We start from the raw sequence: 25,521 nt of genomic DNA, 5'->3' as shown, positions 1-25,521 counted from the left end.
TTTTTCTACTTGCGCGGCTCGGACGCTTTGTTCCTGGCTGCGTCGTCCATCAGTTCATACCACATGGCGTTGAGGACGGCGAAGGCGGCGGCCAGCGGCAGGCCGAGGATCCATGCGAAATACCACATCGTTTCATCTCCCTCAGAGCAATTCCAGGAAAACTGCGAAGCGGTTTTCCGTCCGGAATTGGGTAAAAACAAAGGTTAGAGCGGTTCTGCCGAACCGCTCTAGTAGGCGTGGCTGTTCTTGTCGGTGACGGACTTCTCATCGACCTTGCCCCACAGAACCTTGTAGACCCAGGCTGTGTAGGCAAAGATGATCGGCAGGAAGATCACCGTCACCACAAGCATGATGAACAGCGTCATGTGGCTGGAGGATGCATCCCAGACCGTCAGGCTCGATCGCGGATCGAGCGAGGAGGGCAGGATGAACGGGAACATCGACAGCCCGACCGTCGAAATGATCCCAAAGATCGCCAGCTTGCTGAAGAGCAGCGTCATGATTTCGCGCCTTGCACGCAAGGCAGTGAAGGCCAGTGCCGCGCCCACAAAGCCGAGGACGGGCGCGACGATCATCCACGCATGGGTGGCATAATTGGTAAGCCACGCGCCTTTCTCCAGCGCCACGGTCTTCAGCAGCGGATTGGAGGGACCGATCGGGCTGATATCGCTGGTGATGCGATAGCCACCGACGCCGATCCACAGGAAGAGGCCGCCGAGTGCGAAAAGCACGATAACGGCAAGGGCGGCGATGCTGCCATAACTTCTGGCACGCTCGGCGACCGGGCCACTCGACTTCAACACCAGCCAGGCCGCACCATGCATCGTCAGCATGGCCAGAGAAAGTAGGCCGCAGAGCAGCGCATAAGGGTTGAGCAGGGCGAAGAACGAACCTTCGTAGAAGATCCGCATATCGTCGGCAAAGCGGAAGGGCACGCCCTGCAGCACATTGCCGACGGCAACGCCGAAGATCAGCGACGGCACGAAGCCGCCGACGAAGAGTGCCCAGTCCCAGCCACTACGCCAATTGGCGCTTTCCCGCTTCGACCGATACTTGAAACCGACCGGGCGCAGGATGAGCGCGAACAGGATCGCGAACATCGCCAGATAGAAGCCCGAGAAGGAGACCGCATAAAGCGGCGGCCAGGCGGCGAAGATGGCGCCGCCGCCGAGGATCAGCCAGACCTGGTTACCTTCCCAGGTGGCGCCGATGGTGTTGATCGCCACGCGCCGTTCCGGATCGGTCCGGGCAACGAAAGGCAGCAGCGTGCCGACGCCGAGATCGAAACCGCCTGTCGTCGCAAAGGCGATCAGCAATACGCCGAGCAGCAGCCACCAGATGAGACGCAGGGTTTCATAGTCGATGAGTTCGTGAAGGATCATGGCAGGTCACTCCGCGGCCGGGACGAGGGTTTCGGAAATCAGAACCGCTTCCGGCTCGTCGTCCGGCTCCGGCCCTTGCTTGATCGCCTTGATCATCAGGCCCATCTCGATGACGATCAGCGTCGTGTAGAGTGCCGCAAAACCGATGATGGTCAGAAGCACGGTGCCGGCGCCGAGGCTGGAGACGGCGGCGGCCGTCGGCAGCACGCCTTCGATCACCCAGGGCTGGCGGCCAAACTCGGCGACGACCCAGCCGAGTTCGATGGCGACCCAGGGCAGGGGGATCGCCAGCACGGCAATCCTCAGAAGCAGCGGATATTTGTCGAGATGGCGGCGCGCCGACAGCCAGAAGAAGGTGGTGGTCAGCAGGATGAAAAAGATACCGAGGCCAACCATGATGCGGAAGGACCAGAAGAGCGTTGGCACGTGCGGGATCGTATCACGTGCGGCCTGAACGATCTGCTCGTCGGTCGCCTGGCGCGGATCGTCGACGTAACGCTTCAGCAGAAGAGCGTAACCGAGATCATGGCCGAGATCCTCGAAGGAGCTGCGCACTTCCTGCGCAACCTGGTCCTGTGCCGGTGCCGAACGGATCTGCATCAGCGCGTCGTAAGCCTTGATGCCGTCGCGGATGCGGATTTCGGCCTGCTGTTCGAGCTTGTCGATGCCGGGGATTTCGGTCGTCAGCGAGCGCGTGCCGATCAGGCCCATGACCCAGGGAATGTGCACGGCAAAATGCGTTTCGCGCGCCTCCTGGTCGGGGAAGCCAAAGGCGGTGAAGGCCGCCGGCGCCGGTTCCGTCTTCCACATGCCCTCGATTGCCGCGAGCTTCATCTTCTGGTTCTCGGTCGCGAGATAACCGCTCTCGTCGCCAAGCACGACGACTGATAGAGCCGAGGCGAGGCCGAAGGAGGCGGCGACCGTCATCGAGCGCTTGGCAAGTTCGATATGCCGGCCTTTGAGGATATACCAGGCAGAAACGCCGAGCACGAAGATCGAGGCGCAGACATAACCTGCCGACACCGTATGAACGAATTTCGCCTGGGCAACCGGGTTGAAGACCACATCGAAGAAGCTTGTGATCTCCATGCGCATCGTCTGGGGATTGAGCGCCGAGCCGACGGGGTTCTGCATCCAGCCATTGGCGATCAGGATCCAGAGCGCGGAAAAGTTTGAGCCGAGCGCCACCGCCCAGGTGGCGACCAGATGGCCGACCTTCGACAGCTTGTCCCAGCCGAAGAAGAACAGCCCGACGAAGGTCGCCTCGAGGAAGAAGGCCATCAGGCCCTCGATCGCCAGCGGCGCGCCGAAGATGTCGCCGACATAATAGCTGTAATAGCTCCAGTTCATGCCGAACTGGAATTCCATGACGATGCCGGTGGCGACGCCGATCACGAAATTGATGCCGAACAGCGTGCCCCAGAATTTCGTCATCTGCCGCCAGATCTGGCGGCCGGTCATGACATAAACGGTTTCCATGATCGCCAAGAGCACGGACAGGCCGAGCGTCAAGGGCACGAACAGAAAGTGGTAAAGCGCCGTCAGCGCAAATTGGAAGCGCGAAAGTGCTACGATATCTAATTCCATTGTGTTTCTCCCACGGTCCCACGGGATACAAGCGTTCCTCAGCGCCGATCAGCGCTCAGGGCATGCGGTTTCGCTCAGTCCGGCCGAAGCCGGTCGAGCGCCTTTTCGAAGGCCGCCTCTCCGCGGCGCGAAATTTCTGTGATGCGACCGCCTTCGATGACGGCGATGCGGTCGGCAATCGCAGCCTCGCGGCGGATATGCGTGGCGATCACCAGCGAGCGGCCCGCCGCCATCGCGGAAAGACGGGCGAGCACGTCGCGGGCGGTGACACCATCGAGGCCCTCGGTCGGCTCGTCGAGCAGCCAGAGCGGCGTGTCGCGCAAGAAGAGCCGGGCAAGCGCCAGCCGGCGCGACTGGCCACCGGAAAGGCCGAGCCCGCCTTCGCCGAGCCGGGTATCGATCCCCCGCGGCATGGTCTCGATATCGGCAAGCAGCCCGGCGGCGGCGAGCGCTTCGCGAAGACGGGCCTCGTTCGCATCCGGGTTTGCAAGGAGCAGGTTGCCGCGCAGGCTGTCCTCGAAAAGCTCCGTCCGTTGTGTCAGCAGCGTCGCCGCCATCGCGGCAACGCTTCCCGTCCTTGCCGGCAATTCCCCGGAAAGGAGGGCAAGCAGGCTCGACTTGCCGGCGCCGCTGCTACCGATGACGGCGAGGCGTTCGCCCGGTTGAAGCGTGAGTTCGATATCCTCGAGCGCCGGCACGGCGGAGTTTTCATGGAGGGCTGACACCTTCGCCAGCGAAAAGGCGCATCCCGGCAACGGCACTGCCAATGGTTCGGGTGCCGCCGCGACGGCAAGCCGCGGCGCGATACGCTTTGCCGCAAGCAGCGTCCGCCCAAGTTCAAGCGCGCCGCGGCGGAGAGCTGCGAAGGGTTCGACTGCCGCAAAGGCGACGAGCAGGCCGAGTGCGGCGACAGGAGCGGCAATCACCTTCGTTTCCGCAAGTGCCGCAACGGCAAGCAGCGATGCCGTCAGCAGCAGGGTCGAGACAAGGCCGAAGCCGAATGTCAGGCCGGTTTCGACACGGTTCAGCCGGTTGTCGGCACGGGCAGAGTAGGCGTCGGCCGCAGCGATGGTGCTTGTCTGCGCGGCAAGGCGACCGGCCATCAGCAGATCGGTCTGGCCGGCAACGAGATCGATCGTTCGCGACCGCAGCGCCTCGATGCCATGGGCACGTCGGCGGGCATGTTTGCGCGCCGCCCGCCCGGCGATCAGTGGCAGGGCGAGGCCGGCACCGGCGAGAAAAAGGCCGAAGCACAGACCGAACAGGGGATGCATCAGCCCCAGCACCACGCTTGCCGCCAGGGCTGCACCGATCGCGACTGCAGCCGGCACGAGGATGCGCAGGTAGAGGGAATCGAGCGCATCGATATCGGCCGTCAGCCGGAAAAGCAGCTTTGCGGGACGATGCAACAGGGTGCGAGCCGCACCCTGTTCGGCAAAGCCGCGAAACAGCCTTTCGCGCAGGGCGGCGAGCACGCCGAGCGTTGCGTCATGGGTCGCCAGCCTTTCGCCGTAGCGCGCGGCCGTACGGATGATGGCGAGCAGGCGAATGCCGGCTGAGGGCGCAAAGACGTCGAAGGTGATGGCGGTAGCGGCCGAAAGCCCGGCGAGCGAGGTGGCGGTGATGAACCAGCCGGACAGGCCAAGCAGGGCGATGCCGGCTGTCACAGTCGCTGCCGAAAGTGCTGCGCCAAGCAGCAGCGCACGCCGGCGCTCGGCAAGGAACAGACGCAGGATCGGCTTGAGGTCTGCAGCAAATCCGCTCATTCGGCGGCCTCCCTCATGAAGATGTCGGCATCGATGCGGATGGCGCGATGCATGCGGGCGGCAAGCAGCGGATCGTGGGTCGCAACGAGCAAAGTGCGGCCCCTGGCGAGCGAAAGCAGGCTGTCGGTAACCTCGACGGCGGTGGCGGCGTCGAGATGGGCGGTCGGCTCGTCGGCAAGGATAATCCGGAGATGCGGATTGCAGGCCGCCCGCGCGATCGCAAGCCGCAGCGCCTCGCCGCCGGAGAGCCCGATCCCGCCTTCGCCGAGCGGCCGGTTGCCATAGGCGGCGGCGACTTTTCCGAGCCTGGCGGCGTCGAGCGCTTCCGTCACGTCGCCACGCAGGAGACCGGGCCTGCCGAGCGTGATATTGCCGGCGATGGTGCCGGCAAAAATATGCGGCCTCTGGCCGATCCATGCCATGCCAACGCGCAAGGCTTGGGCGCTGTCATCCGCAAGTTCGATGCCGCCGATGACGATGCGGCCACCGGTGCAGGGCGCCAGTCCTGAAATCAGAGAAAGAAGCGTCGACTTGCCGGAACCGCTGGTGCCAAGAAGCGCCAGATGTTCGCCGGCTGGGATATCGAGGTTGAAATCGTCGAGGATCAACGGCTCAGTGGCGGCGTAGCGGAAATCGATATTCTCTAGACGGATGGCGGGCGCTTCGGCGACGGCAGAGACCGCTGGCGCGACGTCGACTGCTCCTCGAATGGACAGGCCGCCGGCAGCGAGGGTGTCCAGGGCCTTCAGCGCCGCTTCGCCCGCCGCCCGATCATGCCAGACGGCCGAGAGTTCGCGCAGAGGCTCGAAGAAGGCCGGTGCGAGCAGCAGGATGAACAGTCCCTCGGTCAGGTCGAGCCGGCCTAGCCAAGTGCCGAAGCGGATCTCGCCGAGCAGGCTGAAGCCGACATAGACGGCAATCATCGCCACGCCGAGCGCGGCGAAAAGCTCGAGCACCGCCGACGACAGAAAGGCGATCTTCAGCACAGCCATGGTGCGCACACGCAGCGACTCCGCCTCCGACTGCAAGCGCAGTGCCGTTGCATCGACTGCGTCGAGCGCACGGATGGTCGCCAGTCCGCGCAGCCGATCGAGCAGGAAGCCGTTGAGGCCGCCGGTCGCGACGAGTTGCCTTTCGCTGGCCGCCTGAGCGCGCCAGCCGATCAGGGCCATGAAGATCGGGATCAGCGGCGCGGCAAACAGTAGAACCAGCGCGGCGATCCAGGAGACCGGCAGGATGAATGCAAGAATGATGAGCGGCACGAGGCTCGCCTTCATGCGTGCCGGCTGGAAACGGGCGAGGTAAGGCACGATCAGTTCGGCCTGTTCGCCAAGCACGCTTGCGGCTTTGCCGGAGGCTGGCCGGTCGCAATCGATCGGCGACGATGTGGAAAGCGCCATGGTGGCGATCTGCCGCCTGCGGCTGAGCTCGGTGCGTGCGGCATGAAAGGCCAGCCGGCCGCCAGCCGCGTCGAGACAGCTTTTTGCGATCCCGAGAAGAAGGATGCCGAAGGCGGTCCAGAGGACGCCACGCAATCCGCCGCCATCGGCGATGCGGCCGACCGAGACGGCCAGCAATCCAGCCTGCGGAATCCAGATGGCCGCAGCCAGCGCCTGCAGCATCGCCGCCCTGCGCAGCCCGCTTTTCGCAGTGTCACGGTCAGGCGAAACGGCACAACCATTCCGGGGCCGAGCCTCTGATCTGTCTCTTGCGTCGAAAAAAGCAGTGCCCATGGCGCTAACTCTTGTTCGCAGGATTCGGCCGGCGGCTGCGGCCGAGCGAAACCACCCGGTCCTTGGCCTCCAGAAGCTTCGTCACTTTCGCGCCCAAAGAGAGTAGCGTTGCAAGCCTTTCTGTTTCAAGTTGTTTTACATCTTCATACCAATGCGTCAGCTGCTCGATCAGCGTGTGCATCTCACCCATGCGCTCCTGCGCATAGCGCTCGGCGTCGCTGGCCGGCCGCTGCATCAGGATTTCGCGTAAGACAGACAGCGTCGGATCGACTTCGCGCTTCTTCCGTTCCTCGGCGAGCGTCCGCAAAATGTGCCAGACATCATCAGGCGTGGTGAAGAAATCGCGGCGATCGTCAGGCTTGTGTTTCAGGATGACGAGGTTCCAGGCCTGCAACTCGCGCAGGCTCATCGACACATTTGAGCGTGAGATGCCGAGAGAATCGGCGATCTCCTCGGCACAGACGGGTGCTGGCGAAACGAAGAGCAGGGCATAGATCTGACCGACCGTGCGGTTGATTCCCCAGCGCGATCCCATTTCGCCGAAATGGAGAACGAAGGACTGGACGAGAGGCGGAAGGTTCATGGTCGTTTCCGTTGCGTCTGTGATTTCAGAAATTTCTGAAATCACTATACTGACCTTTGCGTTCCTCCGGCAATCGGCAAGGCTGGCCTGCGTCAATTTGGATGTCCGTTCGTTGATCCTTGGCTAGATATAGCCGGACGCGACGTGGCTAAATTTGACTTGGATCAAATCCGTAGCGCTTTGCAGCGACGACGCAAAAACGCCCCGGCGATGCGGTACGCATGCCGGGCGTTCTGTCGGATTGGATGTCTAGGCCGCCGCCTGGTTTTTGTTCAGAAATGCCGTCAGGCTCAGATCAAGCCGGCCAGAAGACCGACGCCTGATATGGCGGCAAGGCCACCGGCCGTGCGCGTCACGAAAATGCCCTGACGTTCACCGGCGCGGCCGATGACGTAACCAAGCGCAAGGCCGGCGATATGCAGCAGTGAGGTTGCGATCATAAAGCCGGCGGCATAGGCGGCGCCGGCGGCATTTTCCGGCATTTCGGCGCCATGTGCGTGACCGTGGAAGATAGCGAAGACACCGATGACACCAAGTGCTGCGGCCAGCGGCGCCTTGACGTTGAGCGCGACGACGGCGCCGAGGACGACGACGGAAAGCGCGATGCCGATTTCAACGAAGGGAACAGCAATGCCGGCAGCGCCGAGGGCACCGCCGAGCGCCATCACCAGGACGAAGGTCGTCGGCACGAGCCAGGTGGCGCGGCCACCGAGCTGAAATGCGAAAACACCGACCATCACCATGGCGAGGACGTGATCGAGGCCAGACATCGGATGGGCAAAGCCATGGCTGAAGCCGGCAGCTTCGCCGATCGCGGGATGGGCGGAGGCGACGGCTGGAAGCGCTGCGGCAGCCAAGGCAAGCAGGCCGCTCTTGATTGCTGATTTCATTGCTCATTCCCTCGTGAGTTTTCGAATATCCTGCGGTCGCCGAACACTGGCATGGTGTCCAATTCGCGTGCATCACGCTAGATCAAAAAATTCGCGCCGTCAACGAAAATGCCGTGAATAACAAGCCGATTCAATTGCTTATCAGACAGGCAGATGCCGCTTTCGGTAGCGTCTTTCACCACCCAGAGACTCAAGATCGAACTGGCAACGATCGCGCACAGAGGCTATCAATCGTCCGGCGTAATCGACGCGGACCGCCGCGATGGAGGAGACGTCATGACGAATACCGAACGGCCGCTGGCGATTAGTGCGCCGGAGCCGCGCACGCTCGATCTGATCTTCAGCGACAAGGCGCGCGCCGAACTGCATGCGAAATACGAGATCGTCGAGGCCGATCCCGAGAATGTCGCCGGACTCGGCGACGAGATCCTCGGAAGCGCGCGCTACATTATCGGCCAGCCGCCGCTTTCGGCCGAAACGCTGGCCAGAATGCCGGCCTTGCGCGCGATCCTCAACGTCGAAAGCAATCTTCTCAACAACATGCCCTATCAGGTGCTCTTCCAGCGCGGCATCCATGTCGTTACCACAGGACAGGTCTTTGCCGAGCCGGTCGCCGAAATCGGCCTCGGTTTCGCGCTGGCTCTAGCGCGCGGCATCGTCGACGCGGATGTCGCTTTCCGCCAGGGCACGGAACTCTGGGGCGGCGAGGGGAATGCAAGCGCGCGGCTGATCGCCGGCTCCGAGATCGGCATCGTCGGCTTCGGCGATCTCGGCAAAGCGCTGCGCCGGGTTCTGTCCGGCTTCAGGGCGCGCATCCGGGTGTTCGATCCCTGGCTGCCGCGCTCGATCATCGAGGAAAGCGGCGTCGAGCCCGCAAGCCTTCAGGACGTCCTGACAAAGAGCGATTTCATTTTCGTCGCTGCCGCCGTCACCAGCGAAAACAGCAAATTTCTCGGCACCGAGGCCTTCGCCAGCATGCGCCGGGGCGCCGCCTTCATCCTGCTCAGCCGCGCCGATGTCGTCGATTTTGATGCGCTGATGGCGGCCGTCTCGTCAGGCCATATCGTGGCGGCGAGCGATGTCTACCCTGAAGAACCGTTGCCGCCCGGCCATCCGGTGCGCAATCTGAATGGCTTCCTCCGCTCGGCGCACCGGGCCGGTGCGCTCGACAGCGCCTTCAAGAAGATGGGCGACATGGTGCTCGAAGATATGGACCTGATGGACCGCGGCCTGCCGCCGATGCGCTGCAAGCGGGCGGAGCGCGAAACGGTTTCCCGCATGCGCTCCAAGCCTGTCGTGGTGAATTAAGGGAAGGCCAATTTGGCGCACCGCGCTAGGCGGCGCGCTGCTCGGTGCCCTGGATGGCGGCAAGCTTCCAGTCGGCGCCCGGCTTACGCACAAAGGTCCACACCTCGGTGCTTTCGCTCGGGCGGCGGTCGTCGCCTGAAACGACGCGGCCGCTGTCGCGTTCGACCATGGCATCGATCGAGGAATAGCGCATGGCAAGCGTTGCATATTCCTGACCATCTTCGCGCCAAGCTTCGGCAATGTCACCCTGCAGCAGCTTGACGTCGGAGACGCGGTTGCGCACGCCGTTGGTGGCGTTTTCGCCGAGTTCCTCGGCAAGATAGGACATCGCTTCGGGCGTCGTCAGCCGGCGCAGCGTGCCGTAATCCTCGGCGCCGTAAGCGGTCTGCACCTGGGTCAGCAGTTCCTCGAACTTGTCGAGATCGGTCTTCGCCAATCCGATCTCGTCGCTAGAGCGGTTGCCGCGCGAGGACTGGAGGGAACCAGCACCCGAACCGATCGCCGGGATCTGGAAAGACGAATTGTTGGCGGGCGACATGCTATAGGACTGGCTCCGGCCGCCAACGCCGTAGGAAGGCTGGCGGCGGTTGGCGAAATAACGCATGGCGAGCATGACGGCGCCGCCGATCAATGCGATCTGCAGCAACATGCCGAGGAAACCGAAGCCGCCGCCGAAACCGTGGCCGAGCAGCATGCCGAGAAGGCCACCGGCAATCAGACCGCCGATCATCGAGCGGCCGAAGCCGCCGAAGAAACCGGGGCGCTGAGCGCCGAAAGGCTGCTGAGCGGTAGCAGGTGCCGTGGTCTGCGGACGTGGCGTCATCGACCGTTCGATCGGCGCTGTGGGGGCAGGTGCGGTGCGGGTGACAGGCGGCGCCTGAAAGGTGCGCGTGCCGCGGCTTCCGAAACCGAAGCTGCCGGCGCGGCGCGCCTCGGCATCGTCGAGGGAAGCAAAAACGGTGGCGCTCGTCAGTGCGGCAATTGCCGCGATCTTGGCAAAACGCGAAACGGCACTCGGCATTCCTGATCTCCTGTCATGCACAATCACGGCATGTCGGGACCTAATATAGGTAGTCTTTCCCCCGTGTGAAGTTCTTCGGCTGCGTTACTGGCAGACGTCGACCCAACTGGCGCCGGTCAGCTCGGCCAACCGCCCAGTTTCGATCCGCACGGCCGAGTTCGTCGAGCCGGCCGCCGGCACGACTTCATCGAAGCGTTTCAGCGAGATGTCGCAATAGATGGGCAGCGGCGAAGGCAGGCCGAAGGGGCAGACGCCGCCGACCGGATGGCTGGTGATCGCCACGACCTCTTCGGCGCCGAGCATGCGCCCCTTGGCGCCAAAGGTGTCCTTGAATTTGCGATTGTCGAGCCTTGCCGTACCGCCGGCTACGACCAGCATCATCTGCTCGCCGACGCGCAGGCAAATCGTCTTGGCGATCTGGGCTGGCTCGACGCCGTGGGCTTCGGCGGCAAGCGCCACCGTCGAGGAGCTCTCGGCGGTTTCGATGATTTCGATATCGGGTGCATGGGCGCGGAAGTAGGCGCGGACGGATTCAAGGCTCATGACGCGATGCTAGCCCAGGAAATACGCAATTTGAAGCGTAAAAGACGCCTGTCGAAAACCGCCGCTTGCAAGTCGCGCGGACATCGTCATAATAATTTTGCACACGTGCTCAATTTTGTCATTCGGCCGTTACGTTCAACCCCTAGAGCGGGATACGCCACGTTTTCGTGGGGTTTTCGAAACGGCCGTCACGCAACAGTGATGACCCGTCAAGAGGCCTCACACTGCTCTTCTAGGGAGACGAAGAAGATGACCATTTTGCCGACACTGAAATCGCTTGCCGTCGCAGCCGCCATCCTGGCCTCGACCTCCGCAATTGCACTCGCCAAGGACGTTCACATCAGCGTCTGGGCCGGCGGCACCGGCCCGAACGATGTCTATCGCCTCGACGCCATCGAGATCGCAGCCCAGCAGCTGCAGCGCGAAGCTGCTCTCAAGGGCGAAGACCTGAAGATCACCGTCGAGAAGAAGCCCTATTCGGCCTGGGAGGACTTCAAGCAGGCGCTGACCCTTGCCGCCGAAGCCAAGACCGCCCCGAATATCGTCGTCAGCGGCCATGAAGACATCGCGCCCTGGTCGCAGGCGGGCCTCATCGTTCCGATCGAAGATTATGTTGATCTCGACTCATGGCCGCTCAGCGACATCTATGAAAACCTGTTGAAGATCGCGTCCTACAACGGCACGGTCTACGGTATCCCGCAGGATGCTGAATCCCGCCCGATGTTCTTCTGGAAGCCTTACATGAAGGCGATCGGTTACAGCGATGCCGATCTGGACGCGCTGCCGCAGAACGTCCAGGACGGCAAGTACACCATGAAGAACCTGCTCGAAGACGCCAAGAAGATGCAGGACAAGGGTCTCGTCCAGGCCGGCTACGGCTTTTATCCGCGTACGAGCAACGGCCCCGATTACTGGCAGTTCTACACCAGCTTCGGCGGCACGATGGAAGAAGGCGGCAAGCTCGTTTTCGATAAGGCGGCGATGACCCGCACCTATCAGTTCTTCGCCGATGCCGTGAAGGCAGGCGTCACCAAGAAGAACCACATCGGCATGCCGGGCGACCAGTGGTGGAAGGAAGTCGCCACCGGCAAGGCCGGCATTTGGGACGGCGGCACCTGGCACTATGCCCGCCTCGTCAACCAGGAAGGCCTGAAGGACTTCTTCGGCAACGTGATCTTCACGCTGATCCCCGCCGGAGAAGGCGGCAAGGCCAACACGCTGACCCATCCGCTCGTCTACCTGCTGACCGCAGGTCACGACCAGGAAGACACCGAGATTGCCGCCCAGCTGATCAAGATTGCCTCCGAGCCGCGCACCAACGCGCTGCATGCAGTCAAATCAGCCCATCTCGGCATCTCCAAGTCGGAATCGACGGTCGACTTCTACTCGGCCGACCGCTGGACACGTGAAGCCACCGAGCGCCTGCTGCCGCATGCCAATGCGATGCCCAACAATTCCGATTTCGGCAAATATTGGAACATCATGTGGAAGAACCTCGAGGCATCCTGGACCGGCGCCAAGACCGTAGACGCCGCGGTCGGTGATGCAGAGAGCGAGCTGAAGAGCACGCTCGGCGACAAGATCGTCATCCGCTAAGATCGAAGCACTCTTCCGGGCGGCGGCCACATCGCCGCCCGGTCAGTCCGCGATGAGAGGGCTTTCATGAAATCGTCCAGAACGCTCGGACTGGTGATGATCGCGCCTGCAGCGATCATGATCATCCTCTTCTTCCTGATGCCGGTCGTTCTGACGGCGGTCTTTTCGATGACCAGCATGACGACGGCGACGGGCATTTCCGGCGGTGTCTACCAGATCGCGCCCAACTCCCTGATCGCGCTGAAATCGGCATTACCAGACATTGCCGCCGAAATGGCCGAACCGCGCTACACGATCGATGAAACGGGCCTCAAAGCCGTCGAGGCTCTCGGGCTTGCGCCTGGGATTGCCACGGAGTTGCGCGCCAAACATGCAGGTGAGGTGTTCACGGTGCGCCGCGACGTCGAGCGCATGATCAAGGATCTTGCCGAGAGACCTTCGACACGCGAGGTCAAACAGATCTCCGAACAGTTCAACCGCTCCGTCCTCAACACCCGCTTCGACAGCAAGGAGCAGCTCTTTTCGGCACTGGACAGTCTGGGATTCAAGCTGACACCGGAACAGAAGGAAACCGTCGCCAGGGTCACCTATACCGGCTGGACCTGGACCACCGACAATTTCTCACGCATGGCCACGTCGCCCGACATGGCGCGTGTGCTTTTCAATACAGTGCTCTACGTTGCGCTGGTGCTGATGCTCTTCAATGTCGGTTATGCGCTGCTGCTCGCCATCCTGACGCATTACATGCGGCCGACGCCTGCCTCTATCTTCCGCGGCATCTGGCTCCTGCCGCGCATCACGCCCGTCGTCATATACGTCCTGTTGTGGAAGTGGCTCGCCTGGGACAGCGGATTCATCTCTATCTTGATGGGAAAGTTCGGTTATCCGCCGAAGAACTATCTTCTCGATAACGCTTATAACGCTTGGCTCTTCGTCGTGTTAATCAACGGCTTCATCGGCGCCTCGATGGGCATGCTGGTGTTCTCCTCGGCGATGAAGGCCATTCCGAAGAGCCAGTTCTATGCGAGCGAGGTCGATGGCGCCTCGCGCTGGCAACAGATCCGCTACATTGTCCTGCCGCAGATGCGTTGGCCGATCCTATTCGTCACCTGCTATCAGACGCTGTCGCTGCTTGCCTCCTTCAATGAAATCCTGCTTGCCACCAATGGCGGACCGGGGAACGCGACCGAGGTCTGGGCGCTCTCCGCCTACCACACGGCGCTCAGAAACTATGCCGGCAATCTCGAATACGGATTGGGTGCCGCCATGGCATTGGTGCTCGTCGTCATTGGCGTGATGCTGTCGCTGCTCTATCTGCGCGTCTTCAACTACGGCACGCTTGTCGCCAAGCCCTTGATCGAGGATTGACCATGGCCGAACGATCGCAGCCCTCGGCAAATTACCGCAGCTGGCCTGTCATATCGGCGCTGACCATCGTCAGCCTGCCGCTGCTCCTGATGTATGTTTATCTCTTCCTCGACACCGTGACGGTCAAGCAGGCGGATGCGCTGCTGCCTTCGGGCTTGACGCTCCAGCACTGGCGCTTCCTGTGGCAGACGACAGAGGGCAAGGCGAACATCTGGCAGGTGACTGTGAATACGCTGCTCTTTGCGGCCTGCACGACCAGCCTCGTGCTTATCGTCTCGTCGATGGCGGGCTACGTGCTGTCACGGCTGAATGTGCCGGCGCGCGGCTTCTTCCTTGCCGGCGTCATGGTGCTGCATGCCTTCCCCTCGGTGACGCTGATCATCGCCATCTTCATCGTGCTGCAGATGATCGGCCTCTACAATTCGCTGATCGGAGTCATCCTGGTAAAAGCGGCGATCGACCTGCCGCTCGGCATCTGGCTGATGAAGGGCTTTTACGACACCGTGCCCTGGGAAATCGAAATGGCCGGCGTCGTCGACGGCGCCTCGCGCTTCCGGGTCTGGCGCAGCCTCGTGCTGCCGCAGGTCAAGCCCGGCATCATGGCGCTCGGCCTGTTTTCTTTCCTCTCCGGCTGGGGTGAATTCATCCTGCCGCAGGTGCTGGCGCCTGGTAACCAGGTGCAGGTGCTTTCGGTCTATCTCGCGGCCTTCCTCGCCGACGATAACAACTATGACTTCAACATGTTCAAAGCGGTCGGCGTCTTCTACCTCGTTCCGGTGCTGATCGTTTACGCGCTCTTCAACAAATATCTCATGAACATCTACGGCGGCGGGAGCAAAGGCTGATGCGCATCCTCCTCGACAATTTTTCGAAGAGCTTCGGCTCCACCAAAGTCATCGAGAACATGACGCTTGAAGTGGGCAACGGCGAAATGCTGGCGCTGCTCGGCCCTTCCGGCTGCGGCAAATCGACGACGCTGTTTTCCGTCTGCGGCATCCATCGGCCAAGCGGCGGGCGCATCCTCTTCGGCGACCGCGACGTCACCGACCTGCCGAGCCAGGCCCGCAATGTCGGCGTCGTCTTCCAATCCTATGCGCTCTATCCGCACATGACGGTTGCCGAGAACATCGGCTTTCCGCTGAAGGTGAAGGGCATAGCGGCCGCCGAAATCCGCAAGGAAGTCGACCGCATCGCCACTCTCGTTCACATCGGCAACCTGATGGGCCGCCGGCCAGCCGAGCTTTCCGGCGGCCAGCAGCAGCGCGTGGCCCTGGCGCGGGCGCTGATCCGCAAGCCGGATGTGCTGCTGCTCGACGAGCCGCTCGCCAATCTCGACGCCAAGCTGCGCCTCGAAATGCGATCGGAAATCCGCCGCCTGCAGCGCGAAACCGGCATCACCGCCATTCTCGTCACCCACGACCAGGTGGAGGCGATGAGCATGTGTGACCGCATCGCCATCATGAAGGAAGGCGAGATCGTCCAGATCGCCACGCCGGCCGAAATGTACAACGATCCGAAGACGGCTTTCGTCGCCGGTTTTCTCGGCAATCCGCCGATCACCTTCCTGCGCGGCGTCGTGGACAAAGGCGCCTTCACAATCCCGCAAAGCGAGATCCGCGTGCCGCTGCCCGATACCGTCGGCGCCGCCGAGGGCACCAAGCTAATGCTCGGCGTCCGGCCGGAGCATTTTACGCCGGCAGGCGACATCGCCGTGCCGGGCAAGGTCACCTTTGCCGAGACACAGGGTCGCGAGAACCTCTACGACGTGGCTCTTGCCGGCGGACCGCTGTTGCGTTCGATCCAGCCGGTGCGTAGCGATGTTCACGTCGGCGACGACGTCCGCTGGGCGATCGACAGCCGCGGAGTCTTCGTTTTCGACGAAAACGGCAGGAGGCTCTGATGCCCCGCGATTTCTCGGCATTCTTCCAGCGTTACGGTTGGCCAACGGCCAAGGGCCGGCTTCCCTTCTGCATCGGCCATCGCGGCGCCAGCGGTCATGAACGTGAAAATACTATCACCGCCTTCCGCCGCGCCGCCGAACTCGGGGCTGAGATGTGGGAGCTCGACACGCAGTTGACCAGGGACGGCGTGGTCGTCGTCTCGCATGACGACCACCTCGAGCGCGTCTTCGGCATCGACCGCCGCATTTCCGAGATGACGGCTGCGGAGCTTGCCGAGCTCGACGGCGTGGACGTGCCGAGTTTTTCGGAGGTGGCCGCGCTCGGCCGCGAGACCGGGAGCGGCCTCTATGTCGAGCTGAAGGCGCCCGGGACAGGCCTGCGCTGCTGGCAGCACCTTGCCGAGATGAACCAGCGTTTCGCCTGTCTTGGCTCCTTCGACACGGCACAGGTGCGCGAACTCCGCGACGCAGCCTGCGATTTTCCACTTTCGGTGCTGATCCGTGTCGGCCACGATCCGCATGCGCTCGGCGACGAGGCCGACGCCGATATTCTGCATCTTTGTTGGGAGAAGGCAGGCGAGCGTCCGCAGGATCTGGTGACCGACGCGTTAATGCGTCGCGCCTTCGAGGAAAGCCGCGAGATCGTGCTTTGGCACGAGGAGCGGCCGGCCATCCTCGCTGATATCATGAAGCTTCCGGTTCTCGGCATCTGCACGGATCTGCCCGATCTGATGCGGCCACCGGCAGGCAGGGAAAAAGCAGTTGGCAGACAGGGATAAGGGACCGCGCAAGGTAACCTCCTTCGACGTGGCGCGCGTGGCGGGCGTCTCGCGCGCTGCCGTGTCGCGCGCCTTCACGCCAGATGCAAGCGTCTCGCCGAAGACGCGCGAAAAGGTCTACCAAGCCGCCAAGGAGCTCGGCTACCGGGTGAACTATCTTGCCCGAAGCCTGACCAACAAACGCTCCGATCTCGTCGGCCTCGTCGCGGCCGGCCTCGACAATCCGTTCCGCACGCTGCAGATCGAGAATCTGGCAAGAGTGCTGCTCGCCCGCAATTTCCGCCCCATCCTGCTGCCAACCTCGCCGGAGGCCGATACTTCGACGGTCATCGGCCAACTGCTGCATTACGCCGTATCGGGCGTTATCGTCACCTCGGATGCCCCACCGACCGAGATCTGCGAGCAATGCGCGGCCGAGGGCGTGCCGATCGTGCTGATCAACAAGGGCAACGACATCCCTTTCGTAGACCGCATCATCTCCGATGATTGTATGGCCGGCCATCTCGCCGCAACCCACCTGATCGACAGCGGCGTGCAAAGGCCCGCCGTGATGGCCGCCCCTGCCATATCCTATACGGCGCGGCGACGCAGCGAGGCCTTCATCGCGCGATGCAAGCAGCTCGGCGTCGAGGCCGAGTTCGTGCAGGTCAGGATCAACGACTACCGGAGCGGCTATGATGCGGCTGCTGAACTTGCCGCATCCGGCATCGACGGACTGTTTTGCGCCAACGATTACATGGCCTGCGGCGTCATCGACCGGGTCATGCAGGGTCGCGGCCGCGATGATGCACCGCCGCTCTCCATCATCGGCCATGACGACATTCCTCAGGCGAACTGGACCGCCTACGATCTCACGACCATCCGCCAACCCTGCGACGTCCAGGCCGAAAAGACGGTCGACCTGCTGATGAGCCGGATCGTCGAGCCGGACCTGACGGCGCGTGTCGAATTTACGCCAGTGACACTGATCAGAAGAAGGACTGCCTGATGAATGCCGCATTCGATCCCGCCGCCATCCGCGCACGGGCGGAGGTCGCGATCACCGTTGCTCTCGAAGTCGGGCGGGAAACCGCCCGGTTTCGGCACGATTCCGACTCCGCCTCGCTCACCGTCGAGAACAAGGGATTGCAGGATTTCGTCACGATCGCCGACAGGAGGGCTGAGCAGGCAATCCGCGACGGCCTGCTCTCGCGCTTTCCCGATGATACGTTTATGGGCGAAGAGAGCGGCGGGCGATCGGGTAAGGGCGGCACCTGGGTCGTCGATCCGATCGACGGCACGACCAACTATATCAGGGGCTTCCGGCACTGGGGCGTCTCGATCGCCTTCGTCGTCGGCGGCAAGGTGGAGATCGGCGTGGTTTACGACGCCGCCGGAGACAAGGTCTTTCACGCCATCCGTGGCAGCGGCGCCTTCAAGGACGGGATTCCGGTCCATGCGGCTGCGACCGCCGATCCGGCCAATGCCCTTGTCATTCTCGGCCATTCCCGCAAGACAAGCTTTGACGACCATCTCGCGCTCTCCAAGCGGCTTCATGAACGCGGCATGGATTATCGCCGCATGGGTGCTGCCGCCATCGACCTCGTTCGTGTCGCCGAGGGTGCCGCCGATCTCTACTATGAACGCTACCTCAATGCCTGGGACATGCTGGCCGGGGCACTCATCGCCGAGGAGGGCGGCGCGATGGTGGTGATGCCGCCGGTCGATAGTCTGCTTATGAACGGCGGACCTGTCATTGCCTACTCGCCGGGGCTTGCCGCCGAGTTTGCCTTCATCCTCGACATCGAGGGGCTATAGACACACCATTGCCACAGACGCGACACCCGATTGGAGCTGAGAGCGCTACCAAACAATGCGATTGCGACCGGTCTTTTTCGCCGCGTAGAGATTCTGATCGGCGATCGCCAAAATATCGTTCGGAGACTTGGCAGACAGAGTACTGGCCAGCCCAATGCTGATCGTGACGTGCAGCCCGTTGCAGATCTCGGACCAGTCCCATCGTTCAATGGCTGAACGCAGCCTCTCACAGAGATCTGCGGCGCCTCGGGGAGCGCCGGCGAACAGGACGACGAACTCCTCGCCGCCAAAGCGAATTGCCTGATCGGTAATACGCAACTGGCTGCGCAATATAGTTCCAATGGCACCCAGGACCCGGTCGCCGATCATGTGAGAGAAGTTGTCGTTGATCGACTTGAAGTGGTCGACATCCAGCATCGCGATGGAATATGGGCGCTTCTCAGATGTCAACTCTTTGAAGCGGCTGTCGAGATATTTGCGGTTATAGAGCCCGGTCAGTACGTCCAGATAGACGGCACTGGCAAGGATATCGGTTTGCTCCTGCAATTTCTGATAGGAGGCCTCCAGCGTTTCTGCGCGCTTCGACTCCGTTTCGGCAACTTCTTTAAACCGCCTGGTTTCATAGTAGATTTCGGCGAGACGTGCGCGCTGCTGGGTTTTTTCGGCACTATTGCGCAAATAGGCTTGGTGGTATTTTTTATGCGCCGCCAGCGCCGGATCGAACTGTCCCAGCCCCTCATAGGCCTGCGACAGATAGAGATAGATCAGGATACAGGAATCGAAACTGCCGCCTGCGTCGATCAGCTCCATCGCCTCGAGCAGCGGCGACAGGGCTTCTTCGAATTTTCCGGAATTGTTGTAGATATGGCCCAGGGTGTAGAGATATTGCTGCCTGTCCCTGATATAGCTGTTCTCTTGGAATAGCCGGTAGCGGACCATGCACTCGAGCGCCTCGTCATGTTCGCCCAGGTGACTGTGGAACTCGGCTTTATTGCCGAGACAGATGCGAGCCGCCCAGCTGTCGCCGGTCTCGATTGCCATGTCGAGCGCCAGTTTGGTCAGTTCCAGCGCTCTCACCAGCATCTGGCGTCCTTCCTCAGGCCGACCGAGCGCCTCCGCGATATATCCGGCTTCCGAATGAGCGCCGCCGAGATTGATGAGCCACCAGCCTTCATAGGTCTTGTTGCCGATCGATCTGGCGAGTGCGACGGACCTCTCGCTCATCAAGATGGCCCGGTCGGGCTGCTTGTTGTACCAGAAGATAATTCCAATGACGTTGGTCGCCAGGCTTTGTGCTTTCGGGTCTGCCGTCTTGTCGGCCAGATCCAACGCTCGGGTCGCTTCTTCGATCGCTTCCTCCGGCAATCCCAGCTCCAAGAGCAACCATCCGAAATACGCCCGGGCGCAGGCTTCCTGTTTGCGCTCCCCGTTCAATTTCCAGAAGTCTACCGCCCGCCGGATATGAGTCAGTCCAAGTTCGGCCTTGCCGATTTGAAAACAGTACCAGGCAATGTCGGTGTCGCATTGCGCGGCGAGGCGATCGTCGCCCCGCGCCTCGGCATCAACAAGGATTTCGCCGGCCAGTGTGAGTGCCTCAAGCGAACGGCCTGTACACCCAAGATGCCACGCTTCCTGTAAGCTGGAATTTGCTTGTCGAGTATTTGTTTCGGCATCAACACCTTGCATATCGGACACCAACATTTGTCTGCTGGCTACGGATAGCACTAGAAGTTTAAAATGATGCAAACTGCAAAAAACAGGCGACAAACCTAGAATCAGGGTCTCGAAAGCCTCTCACACCTTTCGGCATCATGCTCCAATGTCCGCCGGTTAATCCGCCATGCGACGGCGCCAGGCACGTTCGGTCGCCGGCGCCTCGTCGGTGGTAATCTGATCCGGCTTCAGAGCCATCAGCGCCGAAAAGCCTTGCCATTCCTCTTCGCTGAAGCCGGCTTCCGGATCCTTCAAGGTGAAGGTCCAGGCATCGACGCGTTTGCCTTCATCCCGGCAGAGCGCGATCAGGTCGAGCCCTTGATTGGCGGCATCCAGGATCAACGGCCAGTGGAGATAGATCGTGTCCGGTTCGGACGGGCCGCTGAGGTCGGCGCGCAATTCCGTCTCGACCGCCTTCCAGCCGCTGGCCTTCCTGATATCGTAGAGCTTGTCGGTGGGATCGATGCCGCGCAGGAGGTGGGGAAGCTTCTCCTTGACCGCGACGATGAGATCGAGACTGCCGCCGCTGACGATCACCGAGGCGGCGATATCCCTAAAATGCGTTGCCAGATGCGCGACGCCCCTGGCGCCGATGGCTTCGTAGTCGTCCTTCATGTCGAATTGCAGCAATGCGGCTGGATGCGTCGATTGCATCATGGCGGCCAGATCCTCGCTGAGGATCAGCGGCCGGTCGCCCTCTTGCATGTTGATATTGCGGAGATCGCCGATGCTCTTTTCGGCGACCGGTCCATGTCCTGTCGTCTCACCTTCGAGTTCCTTGTCGTGCAGCACGACGAAACCGCCGTCGGCACGCACGCGCAGATCGAGCTCCATCGAGGCGCCTGCTGCAAATCCCTCCGCCATCACTTCGGCTGAGAACAACGGATCGGCAAACTGCTTGCGCAAGCGGTGCCATTTCAGGCGGGTGCGGTGCCCCTCATGCGAAATCTCCAGGCCCTGCGCATCCAGCAATCTTGTCATCTGCACCAAGTCTCCACGATTGCTACTCTCCTGCCTTGATGAACCATGATTATCAAGGGCCGAGTATGGCTTTCATTGACTGTAGGCTGCGGATATTGCCTCCGAAGCGGCTGATATATCCGAGGGTTGGCCTGCCTTCCTGAGGGCGGCGCCATACGCCACGACATTCGACAGCACCGTCTGGAATGTGGCGCGCGAACCCGTGTGGTTCAGCCGCACCAGACGGACCGGCGCGGTTCCGACGCCTTCGGTCAGCTCAATCCCCAGCCGCCCAGCAGTTGCGATCAGCGCAGCAGGCGCCAGCGCCTCCGGCAGTGGCACGGCCGTGACCAGGTTCGACGCCTTTACTGCCGGCACCCAGGCCGGGGCTCCGAGTGCGGAAAGCCCGGCTCGTGTCGCCGATGCCGCCAGCGCATGGCGGGCGACGACATTCTCCAGGCCTTCAGCCTCGATGCGGTCGAGCGCCGCCTCCAGCGCGAAGAATTCCAGCGGCGCCGGTGTTCCCGGCAGGCCACGCCGGCCGCCATCGACCCAGGTCTTTAGATCGGCCAAAGACAAGATCGAATCGCGCGGTGCGCCGTCACTGAGCATCAGATCCCAGGCCCTGCCGCTGACCGAAAGCGCGGACACGCCAGCCGGACCGCCGAGCGCCTTCTGCGGGCCGATCACGGCGATGTCGATGCCGAGATCATCGACATCGAGCTGATGGCCGCCGACCGACGCGACCGCGTCGACGACGGTGACGATGCCGCGATTACGGGCGAGCACCACTATCTCTGGCAGGGGGTTGAGAATGCCGCTCGCGGATTCGGCATGAACCAGCGCGAGCACATCGATGTGAGGACCGGCGTCGAGCGCTTTTGCGACTGCTTCGATCTCGATCGGCAGGCCCGGTTCGGCGACGATATCGGCGACCGCTGCGCCACCCCGCCGCAGCCATTGACCGAACCAGCCGCCATAGGGGCCAGTGACGATGTTGAGTGCTGAAAGGCCGGGGCGCGCAACGCTGACCGCCGCCGCCTCCAGCGCCACCACCGCCTCGGCCTGCACCAGCAATATATCGTTGCGGCTGCGCAATATGCCGCCGATTCTGTCGGCGAGAACGGCGTAGCGCTCCGCGGGATAGGAGGGCACGCCATGCAGGGGATTCCAACCAAGATCGGACATGGATACTTCCTTCAGCAAGGATCGGTCACGAGACGAGGGACGGCGGCAATAAGCGCGCGGGCGGCATTGGATTGCGGCGCGGCAACGACCGTCGTTGCCGCGCCGGTCTCGACGATCCGTCCGCCATCCATGACCGCGATGCGGTGGGAGACGGCCCGGACCACGGCAAGATCGTGCGAAATGAACAGGCAGGCAATGCCCTGTTCTTTCTGCAGATCGACCAGGAGTTCGAGGATCCGGCCGCGCACGGTCACATCGAGCGCCGAGACCGCCTCGTCGAGCACCAGCAGCGACGGCCGCGTCGCAATCGCCCGCGCAATCGCCACGCGCTGGCGCTGGCCGCCGGAGAGCGAACGCACCGGCCGGGCGGCATGACTTGGGGTAAGGCCGACTCGCTCGAGCAGCTTGGCGATCTCGCGAGCACGTCGATCTTTCGCGACAACGCCGTGGATGCGAAGCGGATCATCGAGCACTGTACCGACGCTCGCCAGGGGATTGAAGGCTGCAAGCGGATCCTGAAACACCATCTGCATACGCGCCCGCCGGCGGCGCAAAGACGCGCCATTCAGCGCGAGCCAATCCTCTCCTTCAAAACGGATCGAGCCGGCATCGGCGCTCAGAAGCCGCAGCAGGATGCGCGACAGCGTCGATTTTCCACTGCCGGAGGCGCCGACGAGACCGAGCGTTTCCCCGGCCGCAATGGTGAGCGACACATTATCGAGGGCAGCAATCCGGCGTCCCGCAGAAGAATACCCTTTCGACAGGTTCTCGATGGAAAGCAGCCTGTCGTTCATGACGGCACCTCCGCGATCAGCGGCGGCGTCGCGAGGTCGCGATGGCTGGCGATAAGGGCGGCTGTATAGTCGCTCTCAGGCGCCGAAAGCACCGAGCGGACCGGACCTGCCTCGACCAGTCTCGCATTGCGGAAAACGGCCATGCGGTCGACGAAGCCGGAGGCAAGCGCGATGTCGTGGGTGATGAAGACAAGCGTCATGCCGTCTTCGCGTACCAGCCCGTCGAGCAGGCGGACGATCTCGGCCTGAACGACGACGTCGAGCGCGCTGGTCGCCTCGTCGGCGATCAGCAGGGCAGGTCTCGCGGCGATGGCAGCGGCAATCGCCACACGCTGGCGCTGGCCGCCGGAGAGCTGATGCGGAAAGGCCCGCATCGTCTTGTCAGGCTGCGGTATCCGCATCCGCCCAAGCAGCTCCTCGGCCCTGACATAGGCCTGTTTCCAGCTGAGGCCGAGATGGCGCCTGGCGCCCTCGGCGATCTGCTCGCCGATCGTCAGGACGGGATTGAGACTGGAGCCCGGATCCTGGAAGACAAAGCCGAAATCGCGGCCGGGGCGGGGCGGACGCCCAAGCTCCGGCCAGACTATCTCGCCGCCGACCTTCGCTTCCTCCGGCAGCAGACCGGCAAGGGCACGGGCGAGCGTGCTCTTGCCGGAGCCGCTTTCGCCAATGATCGCCAGCCTTTCGCCGGCGGCGATATCGAGATCGATACCGTCGAGCGCGGCCGCGCCGGTCCTTTCGCGCCCGTAGGTGACCGAAAGCTGTCGCAGGCTGCAGAAAATGCTCATGCCACCCCCGCATCGTCATCGCCGAGCACCTTGCCGAGGCCTTCGCTGAAGAGATGGACGCCGAGCACGGTGATGGCGAGTGCCGCGCCCGGTATGACGGAGAGATAGGACGCCGAACGCAGCACGCTGCGACCCTCGGCAATCATCGAACCCCAGGTGGCGATATTGGGATTGCCGAGGCCAAGAAAGGACAACGCTGCTTCGGTGAGGATCGCGCCGGCGACGATGGTGGCCGAAAGCGCCAGCACCGGCGGCAGGGCGTTCGGCAGGATTTCCCGGAAGGCGATCTCGGCCGGATGCATGCCGATCACCCTTGCCGAGGCGACATAATCCTGCTCACGGATCGCAAGCACCTGCGCTCGCGTCAGCCGCGCCGGATCGGCCCAGGTGCCGAGTGCGATGGCAAAAACGACAACGGGCGTCGAGACCCCGATGGTGCTGACGAAAGCAAGAGCGAGCAGGAAAGCCGGCACGATCTGGAAGGCGTCGACCACCCGCATCAGCGCCTCGTCAATGAGCCCGCCGGCAAAACCGGCCGCAAGGCCGACGCAGAGCCCAAGCACCATGGCCGAAAACGCCGCCGCAAGGCCAACGGCAAGCTCGGTTCTGGCACCATAGAGCAGGCCGGCCAGCACGTCCCGACCGAGCCGATCGGTGCCGAGCGGAAAACCCCGATCGGCGAAAGGCGCCAGTAGTGCGCGGCCGGCGATCCTCAACGGATCGCCCGGTGAAAGGATGGGAGCGAGCAGCCCGGCCGAAAGCAGGACGAAAAGGATTGCAAATCCTGCCGCACCTTCCGGCGTGCGCAGCAGTCGCCACAGCCAGTTCATGCGCCGCCCTCCGATGCGCCGATGCGCGGGTCGAGTGCGGCATAGACGAGATCGACGAGGAAATTGACCGAGATGACCAAGACGGCGCTGATGACGACGATGCCCATTAACAGCGGCGCGTCGCGGCCGTTGACCGCCTCCTGTGCCAGCCGCCCGAAACCCGGGATCGCAAAGATGCTCTCGATTACCACGCTGCCGCCGAGCATGGCCGCCGATTGCAGCCCGAGCATGGTGACGAGCGGCAGCAGCGCATTGCGCGCCACGTGGCGCAGCACGATCCGGCTGCGCGACAGGCCCTTGGCGCGGGCGAAGAGCACGAAATCGAGCTTCCACGCCTCGACCATACCGCTGCGCATCACCCGCAGGAACAGAGCGAGATAGATCAGGGCGAGCGCGCCGACCGGCAGAATGAGATGGTCAGCGATATCAAGCACACGGGAAAATCCTGTCTTGCCCGAAGCGATCGTCTCGACGCCGGCGATCGGAAACCAGCGCAGCTTCACCGAAAAAGCGATGCTCAAGACCAGACCGAGCCAGAAGCTCGGAATGGCATAGACGATCAGCGAGCCGATCGACAGCAATCGGTCCCGCAGGCTGCCCGGCCGCGCCCCGGCAAGGATGCCGAGCGCCGAGCCGAGGCCGAAGGAGAGTGCCGTCGCACTGCCCATCAGGAGCAGCGTATTGGGCAGGCGTTCGGCAATGAGCGTACCGACTGGCCGGCCGAAGGCGACCGACCAGCCGAGATCGAGCCGCGCCAGCGAGGAAAGATAGAGCCAGAGGCGCGCAAGAACGGACCGGTCGAGGCCGTAGCTCTCGCGCAGCGACTGCCTCAGTGCGGCATCGCCGCCGCCGATCGAACCGAGATAGGCGTCGACGGCATCGCCCGAGGCTGACTCAAGCAGGAAAAAGGTGAAGATCACCACGATCAGCAGCACGGGAATGCTGCTGATCGCCCTGCGCCTCAGGAGGATGATTGCACGTCTCACGCCGGACAG

Annotated in this window: 24 protein-coding genes; 8 read left to right on the top strand and 16 right to left on the bottom strand. The window is 62.6% G+C overall.

The features are described 5' to 3' along the window. Positions 1-5 precede the first annotated feature (5 nt). From cydX to ACIPSK_RS17025, 7 genes are all read right to left on the bottom strand, one after another. Positions 6-128, bottom strand: coding sequence for a cytochrome bd-I oxidase subunit CydX (cydX, locus tag ACIPSK_RS17055; RefSeq protein WP_162116718.1), 123 nt, complete (start codon positions 126-128; stop codon positions 6-8). A gap of 99 nt (positions 129-227) precedes the next feature. Further along, the gene (cydB, locus tag ACIPSK_RS17050) at positions 228-1,382 is read right to left on the bottom strand and encodes a cytochrome d ubiquinol oxidase subunit II (RefSeq protein WP_162116717.1); all 1,155 of its coding nucleotides are present in this window, start codon (positions 1,380-1,382) and stop codon (positions 228-230) included. A gap of 6 nt (positions 1,383-1,388) precedes the next feature. Beyond that, positions 1,389-2,969 (bottom strand): cytochrome ubiquinol oxidase subunit I, encoded by a 1,581-nt coding sequence (locus ACIPSK_RS17045; protein WP_162116716.1) that lies wholly within the window; start codon positions 2,967-2,969, stop codon positions 1,389-1,391. Positions 2,970-3,043: 74 nt separating this feature from the next. Continuing rightward, positions 3,044-4,735, bottom strand: a complete 1,692-nt coding sequence (locus ACIPSK_RS17040) for an amino acid ABC transporter ATP-binding/permease protein (protein WP_162116715.1) — start codon at positions 4,733-4,735, stop codon at positions 3,044-3,046. Continuing rightward, the gene (cydD, locus tag ACIPSK_RS17035) at positions 4,732-6,468 is read right to left on the bottom strand and encodes a thiol reductant ABC exporter subunit CydD (RefSeq protein WP_162116714.1); all 1,737 of its coding nucleotides are present in this window, start codon (positions 6,466-6,468) and stop codon (positions 4,732-4,734) included. The genes ACIPSK_RS17040 and cydD overlap by 4 nt, the downstream gene beginning before the upstream one ends. A 4-nt stretch (positions 6,469-6,472) precedes the next feature. Then, positions 6,473-7,051, bottom strand: coding sequence for a GbsR/MarR family transcriptional regulator (locus ACIPSK_RS17030; RefSeq protein WP_026154685.1), 579 nt, complete (start codon positions 7,049-7,051; stop codon positions 6,473-6,475). Between the two features lie 290 nt (positions 7,052-7,341). Further along, positions 7,342-7,941: a HupE/UreJ family protein gene (locus ACIPSK_RS17025; RefSeq protein WP_162116713.1), complete on the bottom strand. Its 600-nt coding sequence runs from the start codon at positions 7,939-7,941 to the stop codon at positions 7,342-7,344. A gap of 276 nt (positions 7,942-8,217) precedes the next feature. On the opposite strand from ACIPSK_RS17025, the gene ACIPSK_RS17020 reads away from it, so the two are divergent. Continuing rightward, positions 8,218-9,249, top strand: a complete 1,032-nt coding sequence (locus ACIPSK_RS17020; protein ID WP_162116712.1) for a hydroxyacid dehydrogenase — start codon at positions 8,218-8,220, stop codon at positions 9,247-9,249. A gap of 25 nt (positions 9,250-9,274) precedes the next feature. Here the strand turns inward: ACIPSK_RS17020 and ACIPSK_RS17015 are convergent, their stop codons facing one another. Together ACIPSK_RS17015 and ACIPSK_RS17010 are read right to left on the bottom strand one after the other, a co-directional pair. Then, positions 9,275-10,270, bottom strand: a complete 996-nt coding sequence (locus tag ACIPSK_RS17015; RefSeq protein WP_017969238.1) for a Tim44 domain-containing protein — start codon at positions 10,268-10,270, stop codon at positions 9,275-9,277. A gap of 84 nt (positions 10,271-10,354) precedes the next feature. Next, positions 10,355-10,813 (bottom strand): YbaK/EbsC family protein, encoded by a 459-nt coding sequence (locus tag ACIPSK_RS17010; protein WP_026154683.1) that lies wholly within the window; start codon positions 10,811-10,813, stop codon positions 10,355-10,357. A gap of 249 nt (positions 10,814-11,062) precedes the next feature. Between ACIPSK_RS17010 and ACIPSK_RS17005 the strand changes: the two genes are divergently transcribed. The 7 genes from ACIPSK_RS17005 (at position 11,063) to ACIPSK_RS16975 (ending at position 18,253) form a co-directional block, all read left to right on the top strand. Further along, entirely contained in the window at positions 11,063-12,409 is a 1,347-nt protein-coding gene (locus ACIPSK_RS17005; protein WP_162116711.1) for an extracellular solute-binding protein, read from the top strand. Positions 12,410-12,475: 66 nt separating this feature from the next. Then, the gene (locus tag ACIPSK_RS17000; protein WP_162116710.1) at positions 12,476-13,777 is read left to right on the top strand and encodes a carbohydrate ABC transporter permease; all 1,302 of its coding nucleotides are present in this window, start codon (positions 12,476-12,478) and stop codon (positions 13,775-13,777) included. A 2-nt stretch (positions 13,778-13,779) separates the two neighbouring features. Then, complete coding sequence (locus ACIPSK_RS16995; protein WP_162116709.1) at positions 13,780-14,622, top strand: carbohydrate ABC transporter permease; 843 nt, start codon at positions 13,780-13,782, stop codon at positions 14,620-14,622. Further along, positions 14,622-15,677 carry an ABC transporter ATP-binding protein gene (locus ACIPSK_RS16990; protein ID WP_162116708.1) on the top strand — a complete coding sequence of 352 codons (1,056 nt, stop codon included), beginning with the start codon at positions 14,622-14,624 and terminating at the stop codon, positions 15,675-15,677. The genes ACIPSK_RS16995 and ACIPSK_RS16990 overlap by 1 nt, the downstream gene beginning before the upstream one ends. After that, complete coding sequence (locus ACIPSK_RS16985; RefSeq protein WP_162116707.1) at positions 15,677-16,456, top strand: glycerophosphodiester phosphodiesterase; 780 nt, start codon at positions 15,677-15,679, stop codon at positions 16,454-16,456. The genes ACIPSK_RS16990 and ACIPSK_RS16985 overlap by 1 nt, the downstream gene beginning before the upstream one ends. After that, positions 16,440-17,444: a LacI family DNA-binding transcriptional regulator gene (locus tag ACIPSK_RS16980; RefSeq protein ID WP_162116706.1), complete on the top strand. Its 1,005-nt coding sequence runs from the start codon at positions 16,440-16,442 to the stop codon at positions 17,442-17,444. Before ACIPSK_RS16985 ends, ACIPSK_RS16980 begins: the two co-directional genes overlap by 17 nt. Further along, positions 17,444-18,253 carry an inositol monophosphatase family protein gene (locus ACIPSK_RS16975; protein WP_162116705.1) on the top strand — a complete coding sequence of 270 codons (810 nt, stop codon included), beginning with the start codon at positions 17,444-17,446 and terminating at the stop codon, positions 18,251-18,253. Before ACIPSK_RS16980 ends, ACIPSK_RS16975 begins: the two co-directional genes overlap by 1 nt. Before the next feature lie 45 nt (positions 18,254-18,298). Here ACIPSK_RS16975 and ACIPSK_RS16970 read toward each other — a convergent pair whose 3' ends face one another. The 7 genes from ACIPSK_RS16970 to ACIPSK_RS16940 all read right to left on the bottom strand — a co-directional run bounded on the left by ACIPSK_RS16970 (position 18,299) and on the right by ACIPSK_RS16940 (position 25,512). Then, a complete protein-coding gene (locus ACIPSK_RS16970; RefSeq protein WP_162116704.1) occupies positions 18,299-19,954 on the bottom strand; it encodes a GGDEF domain-containing protein in 1,656 nt (551 codons plus the stop codon). Positions 19,955-20,083: 129 nt separating this feature from the next. Beyond that, entirely contained in the window at positions 20,084-20,947 is an 864-nt protein-coding gene (locus ACIPSK_RS16965) for a glycerophosphodiester phosphodiesterase (RefSeq protein ID WP_210254175.1), read from the bottom strand. Positions 20,948-21,019: 72 nt separating this feature from the next. Continuing rightward, on the bottom strand, positions 21,020-22,114 hold the full coding sequence (locus ACIPSK_RS16960) for a pyridoxal-phosphate-dependent aminotransferase family protein (protein ID WP_162116702.1): 1,095 nt from the start codon (positions 22,112-22,114) through the stop codon (positions 21,020-21,022). An 11-nt stretch (positions 22,115-22,125) separates the two neighbouring features. Then, the gene (locus ACIPSK_RS16955) at positions 22,126-22,908 is read right to left on the bottom strand and encodes an ABC transporter ATP-binding protein (protein ID WP_446532950.1); all 783 of its coding nucleotides are present in this window, start codon (positions 22,906-22,908) and stop codon (positions 22,126-22,128) included. Beyond that, positions 22,905-23,696, bottom strand: coding sequence for an ABC transporter ATP-binding protein (locus tag ACIPSK_RS16950; protein ID WP_162116700.1), 792 nt, complete (start codon positions 23,694-23,696; stop codon positions 22,905-22,907). Before ACIPSK_RS16950 ends, ACIPSK_RS16955 begins: the two co-directional genes overlap by 4 nt. After that, positions 23,693-24,526 (bottom strand): ABC transporter permease, encoded by an 834-nt coding sequence (locus ACIPSK_RS16945; protein WP_162116699.1) that lies wholly within the window; start codon positions 24,524-24,526, stop codon positions 23,693-23,695. The genes ACIPSK_RS16950 and ACIPSK_RS16945 overlap by 4 nt, the downstream gene beginning before the upstream one ends. Next, positions 24,523-25,512 (bottom strand): ABC transporter permease subunit, encoded by a 990-nt coding sequence (locus ACIPSK_RS16940; RefSeq protein ID WP_162116698.1) that lies wholly within the window; start codon positions 25,510-25,512, stop codon positions 24,523-24,525. The genes ACIPSK_RS16945 and ACIPSK_RS16940 overlap by 4 nt, the downstream gene beginning before the upstream one ends. Positions 25,513-25,521: the final 9 nt, after the last annotated feature.

The organism is Rhizobium sp. LARHSG275, assembly GCF_052871115.1.
The sequence above is the reverse complement of the archived record's forward strand: the minus strand, read 5'-3'. Positions and strand labels throughout refer to the sequence as shown.

What these genes read in the sequence shown, in the direction of transcription:
- cydX (WP_162116718.1), bottom strand. Translation starts at nt 128, where the DNA reads ATGTGGTATTTCGCATGGATCCTCGGCCTGCCGCTGGCCGCCGCCTTC.
- cydB (WP_162116717.1), bottom strand. Translation starts at nt 1,382, where the DNA reads ATGATCCTTCACGAACTCATCGACTATGAAACCCTGCGTCTCATCTGG.
- ACIPSK_RS17045 (WP_162116716.1), bottom strand. Translation starts at nt 2,969, where the DNA reads ATGGAATTAGATATCGTAGCACTTTCGCGCTTCCAATTTGCGCTGACG.
- ACIPSK_RS17040 (WP_162116715.1), bottom strand. Translation starts at nt 4,735, where the DNA reads ATGAGCGGATTTGCTGCAGACCTCAAGCCGATCCTGCGTCTGTTCCTT.
- cydD (WP_162116714.1), bottom strand. Translation starts at nt 6,468, where the DNA reads ATGGGCACTGCTTTTTTCGACGCAAGAGACAGATCAGAGGCTCGGCCC.
- ACIPSK_RS17030 (WP_026154685.1), bottom strand. Translation starts at nt 7,051, where the DNA reads ATGAACCTTCCGCCTCTCGTCCAGTCCTTCGTTCTCCATTTCGGCGAA.
- ACIPSK_RS17025 (WP_162116713.1), bottom strand. Translation starts at nt 7,941, where the DNA reads ATGAAATCAGCAATCAAGAGCGGCCTGCTTGCCTTGGCTGCCGCAGCG.
- ACIPSK_RS17020 (WP_162116712.1), top strand. Translation starts at nt 8,218, where the DNA reads ATGACGAATACCGAACGGCCGCTGGCGATTAGTGCGCCGGAGCCGCGC.
- ACIPSK_RS17015 (WP_017969238.1), bottom strand. Translation starts at nt 10,270, where the DNA reads ATGCCGAGTGCCGTTTCGCGTTTTGCCAAGATCGCGGCAATTGCCGCA.
- ACIPSK_RS17010 (WP_026154683.1), bottom strand. Translation starts at nt 10,813, where the DNA reads ATGAGCCTTGAATCCGTCCGCGCCTACTTCCGCGCCCATGCACCCGAT.
- ACIPSK_RS17005 (WP_162116711.1), top strand. Translation starts at nt 11,063, where the DNA reads ATGACCATTTTGCCGACACTGAAATCGCTTGCCGTCGCAGCCGCCATC.
- ACIPSK_RS17000 (WP_162116710.1), top strand. Translation starts at nt 12,476, where the DNA reads ATGAAATCGTCCAGAACGCTCGGACTGGTGATGATCGCGCCTGCAGCG.
- ACIPSK_RS16995 (WP_162116709.1), top strand. Translation starts at nt 13,780, where the DNA reads ATGGCCGAACGATCGCAGCCCTCGGCAAATTACCGCAGCTGGCCTGTC.
- ACIPSK_RS16990 (WP_162116708.1), top strand. Translation starts at nt 14,622, where the DNA reads ATGCGCATCCTCCTCGACAATTTTTCGAAGAGCTTCGGCTCCACCAAA.
- ACIPSK_RS16985 (WP_162116707.1), top strand. Translation starts at nt 15,677, where the DNA reads ATGCCCCGCGATTTCTCGGCATTCTTCCAGCGTTACGGTTGGCCAACG.
- ACIPSK_RS16975 (WP_162116705.1), top strand. Translation starts at nt 17,444, where the DNA reads ATGAATGCCGCATTCGATCCCGCCGCCATCCGCGCACGGGCGGAGGTC.
- ACIPSK_RS16970 (WP_162116704.1), bottom strand. Translation starts at nt 19,954, where the DNA reads ATGTTGGTGTCCGATATGCAAGGTGTTGATGCCGAAACAAATACTCGA.
- ACIPSK_RS16965 (WP_210254175.1), bottom strand. Translation starts at nt 20,947, where the DNA reads ATGACAAGATTGCTGGATGCGCAGGGCCTGGAGATTTCGCATGAGGGG.
- ACIPSK_RS16960 (WP_162116702.1), bottom strand. Translation starts at nt 22,114, where the DNA reads ATGTCCGATCTTGGTTGGAATCCCCTGCATGGCGTGCCCTCCTATCCC.
- ACIPSK_RS16955 (WP_446532950.1), bottom strand. Translation starts at nt 22,908, where the DNA reads ATGAACGACAGGCTGCTTTCCATCGAGAACCTGTCGAAAGGGTATTCT.
- ACIPSK_RS16950 (WP_162116700.1), bottom strand. Translation starts at nt 23,696, where the DNA reads ATGAGCATTTTCTGCAGCCTGCGACAGCTTTCGGTCACCTACGGGCGC.
- ACIPSK_RS16945 (WP_162116699.1), bottom strand. Translation starts at nt 24,526, where the DNA reads ATGAACTGGCTGTGGCGACTGCTGCGCACGCCGGAAGGTGCGGCAGGA.